Annotated in this window: 7 protein-coding genes; 5 read left to right on the forward strand and 2 right to left on the reverse strand. The window is 28.1% G+C overall.

From position 1 onward, the window contains the following. Positions 1 to 63 precede the first annotated feature (63 nt). The 5 genes from surE to PKV21_08095 are packed head-to-tail and all read left to right on the forward strand — an operon-like array spanning position 64 to position 3,006. A complete protein-coding gene (surE, locus tag PKV21_08075) occupies positions 64 to 831 on the forward strand; it encodes a 5'/3'-nucleotidase SurE (protein ID HOM27445.1) in 768 nt (255 codons plus the stop codon). A 31-nt stretch (positions 832 to 862) separates the two neighbouring features. Next, positions 863 to 997 (forward strand): 50S ribosomal protein L34, encoded by a 135-nt coding sequence (gene rpmH, locus PKV21_08080; GenBank protein HOM27446.1) that lies wholly within the window; start codon positions 863 to 865, stop codon positions 995 to 997. After that, positions 994 to 1,287, forward strand: coding sequence for a ribonuclease P protein component (locus tag PKV21_08085; protein HOM27447.1), 294 nt, complete (start codon positions 994 to 996; stop codon positions 1,285 to 1,287). The genes rpmH and PKV21_08085 overlap by 4 nt, the downstream gene beginning before the upstream one ends. Then, positions 1,262 to 1,477: a membrane protein insertion efficiency factor YidD gene (gene yidD, locus PKV21_08090; protein ID HOM27448.1), complete on the forward strand. Its 216-nt coding sequence runs from the start codon at positions 1,262 to 1,264 to the stop codon at positions 1,475 to 1,477. The genes PKV21_08085 and yidD overlap by 26 nt, the downstream gene beginning before the upstream one ends. Next, positions 1,465 to 3,006, forward strand: a complete 1,542-nt coding sequence (locus PKV21_08095; protein ID HOM27449.1) for a YidC/Oxa1 family insertase periplasmic-domain containing protein — start codon at positions 1,465 to 1,467, stop codon at positions 3,004 to 3,006. Before yidD ends, PKV21_08095 begins: the two co-directional genes overlap by 13 nt. Here PKV21_08095 and PKV21_08100 read toward each other — a convergent pair whose 3' ends face one another. Both PKV21_08100 and PKV21_08105 read right to left on the reverse strand, forming a co-directional pair. Continuing rightward, positions 3,007 to 6,066: a hypothetical protein gene (locus PKV21_08100; protein ID HOM27450.1), complete on the reverse strand. Its 3,060-nt coding sequence runs from the start codon at positions 6,064 to 6,066 to the stop codon at positions 3,007 to 3,009. It lies immediately after the preceding gene. Further along, a partial coding sequence (locus PKV21_08105; GenBank protein ID HOM27451.1) for a PA14 domain-containing protein occupies positions 6,063 to 7,653 on the reverse strand: 1,591 nt, incomplete at its 5' end. The genes PKV21_08100 and PKV21_08105, both read right to left, overlap by 4 nt.

Consider the following 7,653-nt stretch of genomic DNA (forward strand, 5'->3'; position numbering starts at 1 on the left):
GGAGAGCGTCCGCTTCGCATGCGGAAGGTTGCCGGTTCAAGTCCGGTCTGCTCCAATATTAAAATGAGAATACTTTTAACAAATGATGATGGTATATTTTCGGATGGATTGAAAATACTTTATAAGTATTTAAAGGAAATTGCAGAAATTTTTATTGTTGTTCCTGAAACAGAAAAAAGTGCAACAAGTCATTCTATTAATTTACTTAATCCTGTAAGGGTAAAGGAAGTTAAAATAAATAATTTTTTATGTTTTGTTGTAAGTGGAACTCCTGTTGACTGTGTAAAAATAGGTGTAAGGAAATTAATAAAAGAAAAAATTGATATGGTAATTTCAGGAATAAATCCAGGACCAAATCTTGGAATGGATATATTATATTCAGGGACTGTTTCTGCTGCCTGTGAAGGAGCAATCCTTGGAATTCCTTCAATTGCTGTTTCAATAGCAGATTATAAAAATTTTAAATTTGATGAGTGTTCAAAAGTTGTTTTAAAGTTAATGGATAAAATAAAAAATCTAAAATTCCCGAAAGATACAATTTTGAATATAAATATACCCAACAGGAAAATAAATGAAATTAAAGGAATAAAAATAGCTTATCAAAGTAAGAGCAGGTTTAATGAAGAATATGAAAAAAGGATTGACCCACGAGGCAATATTTACTTCTGGCTAAAAGGTAATTTTAAAGAAGTAAAAGGGGAAAAATACAGTGATGTTGATGCAGTAAAAAATGGATATGTTTCTATCACTCCAATACAACTTAATCTCACAAATTTTAATTTTTTAAAAATTTTAAAAGCAGGAAAATTTGAAAAATTTAAATTTAAGTAGTAAAATAATACTTTTATAACGGAGGTCTGAAATGTCAATAACATATAGACCACATAAATTGAGAAGAAAAAGGAAAATTGGATTTCTTGCAAGGATGTCAACGAAAAGTGGAAGGAAGATTATCAACAATAGAAGAAGAAAAGGGAGAAAGCGACTTGCTGGATGATTAAAAAGAGAATAAGGGAGATACTTAAAAAAGGAAAGAAAATAGAAACAGAGTATTTTAAATTATATCTTAACAAAAGAAATGATTTGAAAATTGGTTTCTTGATAAGTTCAAAAATAGGCAAGGTTGTGAAAAGGAATAAGGCAAAAAGAATAATAAGAGAAATAGTAAGAAATAACTTCAAAAAAGGTGATTTTATATTAGTTTTGAAAAAAGAAATTATTGAAAAAAGAAAAATTGAAGAAGTTTTTGAGAAAATAAAAAATGAGATTTATAATTCAATTAATTAGGTTTTATCAAATCCTGTTTTCACCTGTTTTTGGAAGGGTTTGTAGATTTTATCCAAGTTGTTCTGAATTTATGATACAGGCAATAGAAAAAAAAGGTTTTAAAGGTATTTTATTAGGTATAAGAAGGATACTGAGATGTCATCCATTTAATAAAGGTGGATATGACCCGGTGGAAAAATGGATAAAATAAATGAAGAAATAAGATTGTTAATTGCATTTACACTTTCAATATTAATTATATTTATTTTCAGCAGATTTCAAACAACAAAAAATTCTCCCTCACAATACAAAAAAATTCAACAGGAGCAACAGATATTAACTCCTGAAACAAAAACAGAAATTATACAGATACCTGAAGGTGAAACAATTGAATTTGAAAATAAAGATTATTACTTAACACTTGATAAAAAAGGTGGATATATAAAAGAAATTGGTCTTAAGAAATTTTTGAGAAAAAACGAAAAATTTTTTCCCCTGAGTGATGGAAATTTATTTTTTTATACTCCTGGAGTTCATTCAGAATTTGAATACAATTTAAAAATTTCTAATCTTAATAATGAAGTTTTTTTAACGAAAGAAACTCCTGATTTTTATTACCAGAAAAAATTTAGAGTACCTGAAAATAATTATATTTTCCAGTACGAAGAAATTCTCAAAAACAAAACAGATAAAGATACAGAACTTAAGGATTATAGAATTGAAATCTTAAAAATTAACTTACAAAACATAAAAGCACAAAGAAGTTATATTCCACCAAAAATAATTGTTGGAATGAATAAATTTTCAGTTTTTATTGACCCATATAAAATTAAAGAAAAAAAGATTTATAAAAATTGTAACTGGGTTGGATATTCTTCAAGATATTCTCTTGTTTTCATTTATATTCCAGAAAAATCCAATATAACAATTGAACCTGATTCAAATTTTATAAATTTAGTCCTTTTATATGAAAATTTGAATTTTCACAAAGGAGAAGAAAAAACATACCAGTTTAAATTTTATGCAGGACCATCTGATTACTTTATTGCAAGAAATTACATAAAAGAGGATGTTTTTGGAAAAGGTTTTTTTACAGTAATTGGAAGGTTTTTGTTTTTTATTTTAAATGGTATTCATAAAGTTATTCCAAATTGGGGATTAGCAATAATCATTTTAACTTTTATAATAAAGATTTTATTTTTCCCATTGACAAGGAAAAGTTTATATTCAATGAAACAACTCCAAAAATTAAGACCGTATTTACAGGATATACAAAAAAAATATAAGGACAATCCCTATCAATTACAGAAAGAACTTATGAATATTTATAAAGAATACAATATAAATCCATTTGCAGGCTGTCTTCCAACTATAATTCAAATCCCTATATTTATAGGTTTTTTTCTTGCTTTAAGAAATTCTATATTTTTAAGAGGAGCACCTTTCATATTATGGATAAAAGACCTCTCTATGCCTGATACTGTTTTTAAGATAAATGGTTTTCCAGTGAATATCTTACCAATTTTAATGACAATAACTTCTTATTTCCAGCAAAAACTAACTCCCCAAACAGAACCAAGTCAGAAATCATTAACAATACTTATGCCATTGATGTTTCTTTTCATCCTTTATAATTTCCCATCAGGTCTTTTACTCTACTGGGTTACAATGAATATAGCAAGTTTAATTGAACAATACTTTGTTTCCACAAATTCTTTCAGAATAAAACTTAAAAAATAATTAATCAGAAAATTCAAATTCTGTCTCTGCAGTCCATTTTGCTCCCCAACCAGGTTCAAAGTCAAGTATATTGACAGAACAAATTGATTTATTTTTTGAAAATTCTATAACATTTCCCATTCCTTTATCCTGAATTTCAAAACTCAATTTTATTCTTTTGTTTTTGTCAAATTTAATATCCTTCAATTCTTCCCATGGAATTGCAAATTCATATATGTATCCATTTTCATCGCTTTTTACAATAACTTTTGATTTTTCAATTTTACATTTTTCTGATAAAAATTTATAGTCAATTGGAAGTGGATGCAGATAATAAAATTCAGGTGTTCTTACTCTCATTATTTCTGCATTACCATCATTTGTTGGATAAATTAAATACTGATATAAAGCAGAAAGATAATGTCCAAATCTATATAATGGAGAACCTGGTGAAAAAACTTCATATTCTTTAATCCAGTTTTTTCTTTCAATGTTTCCAAGTGAGATTTTTATCATATCACCACTTGCTGCAGGAATTGGTCCAATTTCTGCATAAACATAATCACCCGGAGGATTTTGAAACTTATGTAGATTTTTGCCTGAAAGTAAAGAAGGAAGTATATCCTTTGTTTTATCTTTTACTCTTGCCATTCCATATAAAAATTCATCATCATAAGCAAAAGAAACTTCTGCTGCAAAATCAGGCATCTCATTAACAAAATTTTCCCATGGATACCATGCCTTCAATGTTAAGTCCTCTCCTTTTTCCCCTTTAATTAAAATTATAGGTATTGCTCCAATTGATTTCCATTCATCTATGTCTCCATCAACTTGAATTTTACCCTTTTTAACTACACAAATTACAAGGTCTTCATTTAATCTTGCTTCACCTATATCTGTTTTGACAATTATCTCTGATGGAAATCTATTTATGTCTTTTTCATATTTTTTAATCCTTATTTTCAAAATCTTTTTTTCAAGTGGTTCAAGTGTAAAATTAAATCTGTCTTCTTCATATTCAATACCAGAACTTTTTATAAACAATATTCCTTTTACTTTTTTCCTATGAACATTCTTTAAATCCACATTCAGTTCATTATCCTTACCTATTTGATGAACAACAATTTCACATGGTCTTAACTTATCATATTCAGCACTACTTAAAATATTTTTGAAATTATAAAATTCTGTCTTTGTTACAAGATATTTTGGATTTTTGTCAACAGGAATTAAAATTTTGCCTTTTCTCTTTTCAATTTTCAATTCATTACCATAAATATCATATACCTTCAAATCAGAAATTTCTTTTATAATCATAATTGGTTTTTCTTCAGAAAATTGTCCCCAGAATACTGCATCTTTCCACTGATAAACACCACATAATGAAGTTGTTGCAACAGCAACATTTTCATTCTTTCCATTAAAAAGTAAAACAAAAGGGGGCCTTTCAGGATGTGCAAATCCCTTAAATTCTTTATTATTCAAAAATCTCGCAAAAGCACTTGACCAGGCAACAGATGTGTTTGGGAAACCATTTTTATCAAAAATCAAATTTGTTACATAAAGAGAAACTTTTTTCCAGCCAAGAGCAATTTCAGCAAGAAGATTTCTAACTGTTGCACTGTCTCCCATCCATGTCATCCATGTTTCTGTATCCCAGACCTCTTTTCCATAATAATTTGAAAGTGCAGGCGAATAACATGCCTGAACAGGTAATTCATAATGGGTTGATAAAACATCTACATCTTTATCCATTCCTGCTGCAAATATCTTCCAGTTTGTATTATGAGAAGAATCAGCACCTACCATTTTTATATCAGAAGAAATCATATCCCTTGCTTCTTTAACTTTTTTAAATAAATTTCTATAATGTTCTCCTGTTGACTTCCATCCACTTATTCCACCGCCTTCCCATGGTTCATTCCACATATTAAATGCTTTATTTACATCTTTATATCTCTTTCCATATTCATACCATGCATTTTTCCAATCATCATAAAATTCTCTTCCAGGAGACCAATCAAGTTTTATCTTGAAATTTTTATAAGGTATATCAAAAAAATCACCTTTTGGTTTTGCCCATTCAGGTGCGCCTTCAGTTAATGTCATAACATAGATTTTGTTTTTTCTACATTCTTCCATAAATTTATCCATATACCATTTAAATTCTCCCTTTTTAGGTTCAAATCCATTCCAACCAACTTCATATCTAACCCAGTCAACACCTATTTTCTTAAGTCCTTTTAAAAACTCCTCTTTTCCACAGGATGCCATTAATAAACCATCGTAATTAAAGTTCTCTGTATCCCTTTCGTAAACAATTGAATAATTCATAATATGTAGGGGTAAAACTCTGTCATTCTCTTTTAAAACAAAAAATAAAGAAAATGTTCCATATTTACTTGAAGGCAATTTTAAAGAAAACTCTTTTTTCTCATTCTTTTTAATTTCTGTCTTCCCACTGCTTCTATAAACCATATCCTTTGCTATAAACCTATTTCCAGGAGACCAAATACCCTCTCCTTTATCATCAGAAAGTATGGAAAAATAAGAAATAATCTCATATTCAATTTTTCTATCCCTATCGGATACTAAATTAAAAGAAATATTGACTTCTTCACTTTTGAAAAAGATGAAATTTGTACCTGTCGATTTTACTTCTTTTTTAATTTCTCCTTCAATTCCTTCAATCAACTTTAAAGTAGATAATTTTGAATTTTCGGGTGAAGCAAATATTATTTCATTTTCTCCTTTTTTCAAATTAAGTGGAACAGTGTAAAGAAAAATAAATGATTTTCTCTTCTTTTCAACTGGTATTATAGTTGGTATATATCCCTCATTCCATTCCTGTTTATGTAAAATTTCTTTTCCATTTATTTTAAGTAAATATCTAATACCTTCATTCTGAATATTATCAGGAAATGCTCCTTCAAACTTCAAAAAATATATACCATCCTTTTCAAGATTAAGTTTATACCTTAAATTCCCTTCTTCCAACTTTTCAAATTTTTTAAAATCAAACAATATATCGGAGAATATAAACTTAAAGGGAAAAAATAAAAAAATAAATAACTTTTTCATTTATCTCCTCCTTGTTCTGATTTAAAATAAACTGGTTGAATTAAACTCTTTTTTAAATCACTCCTGCTATAATAAAAATTAAGCAATGCTCCACCAGCCCCTTGGAAATATTCAATTAAAATCTTATGCCAACCCTTTTTTAATTCAATCTCTCCTATATCTTCTTTTACTGCATGATGTGTCCAGTTATTTATAATTTGTTTATCATCTACGGAAATCCTTATTCCATCATCTGAAACTGTGTAAAAAGTATATTTATCATCCTTATCAATGTAAATAAATCCAGTATATCTTACTGCAACCATTTCTGTTTGCCCTACTTTTTCCTTCAATAATTTCTCATCAATATAGACAAATGGAGTAATTTCTGTTTTTTTAAGATTTGTAAATTCACCTGGCTTACTTGAAGTATAATACTCAACTTTTAAACCCAAAGGCAAACTTTTTGGGTCTTTTTCTGTCTCAAAAAAATAATTTTTCTCCCATACATAAGAAGGTGATATTATTTTTACTCCATTTTTATCCTCTGCTTCAACCTTAAATTCATATTTTAAACCAGGAAAAAGATTATCAAGTTTTACATTTGTTAAATTAGAGTATGTCTTTGAAGTCCATACATTTTCAAATTGGGATGAGATTGATGGATAAAAATTAATTGAAATCTTTGAAGGTATATTTGTTTTTACTTGAATAGTCGCTGTTTTTGTCCCAGTATCAAGAATTTTAATTTCTTTAATTGAAACAGGGACTTTTTTTTCTTCAATTATTATCAATCTTGGATATTCAACTGCCTCTATTTCAAGTTTCACATTGTCTTTTCCTTTATCTAAAAGTTTAAATGGAATTTCTTTATTTTCAATTGGGTCATAATATGTAATTTTTGCATTTTCACCATAAATATTTTTTATTATTAATCTGAAATTCATAGAAGGAAGTGGATTTGTAATATCATAACTCATAACATAGACAGCAAATACAAACTTATTTTTATTAATCTGAAATGGTAAAAATGTAAACATATCTCTGTAATAGAGTTCAGGTGGATTTGGGATATTTTCTTTCTTTTCTCCAACATATTTCACATTTTCAAATACCTTATATTGTTTCCCAAGAGAAACCACTTCTATATCAATTTGCCTCACTTCTTTCAAGTCCTCTGAGTCCTTAAATTTATCAAAAACATTTTTTAATGCTTTCATCGCTGGTGAATAAAGTTGGTCTTCTGGATATTTTGAGTATTCCTTTGGATTTATATTTGATAACAAAATCCCCATTCCTCTATTATCTTTATCATATGTGCAGAAAATATAAACCTTTGAAATTCCTTTATTTAACCAAAAAAGTAATGCTCTTATAATTGTCTTTGCCTTATATTTTAATGCTTCTTCTTCATCTGAAATACCTGCCTCATAACCGTTAAATCCGTGTTCTGTTAAATAATGGTAAAATCTTTCAACTCCTTCAGGCCTTGCTTTTCTATTAAGTGGAAATAAATGGTGAGTTAATCTTTCTGTCTGGACTCCAAGATGAGCCCAACCCTCTGGCATACACCAAGTTAAGTTATCAGGAATATATCCTTCAATATAC

It is taken from the genome of bacterium (assembly GCA_035371905.1).
In the GTDB taxonomy this organism is placed as follows: Bacteria; Ratteibacteria; UBA8468; order B48-G9; family JAFGKM01; genus JAMWDI01.

Excerpts from the sequence above, each read along its gene's own strand:
- surE (HOM27445.1), top strand. The coding sequence starts at position 64 with ATGAGAATACTTTTAACAAATGATGATGGTATATTTTCGGATGGATTG.
- rpmH (HOM27446.1), top strand. The coding sequence starts at position 863 with ATGTCAATAACATATAGACCACATAAATTGAGAAGAAAAAGGAAAATT.
- PKV21_08085 (HOM27447.1), top strand. The coding sequence starts at position 994 with ATGATTAAAAAGAGAATAAGGGAGATACTTAAAAAAGGAAAGAAAATA.
- yidD (HOM27448.1), top strand. The coding sequence starts at position 1,262 with ATGAGATTTATAATTCAATTAATTAGGTTTTATCAAATCCTGTTTTCA.
- PKV21_08095 (HOM27449.1), top strand. The coding sequence starts at position 1,465 with ATGGATAAAATAAATGAAGAAATAAGATTGTTAATTGCATTTACACTT.
- PKV21_08100 (HOM27450.1), bottom strand. The coding sequence starts at position 6,066 with ATGAAAAAGTTATTTATTTTTTTATTTTTTCCCTTTAAGTTTATATTC.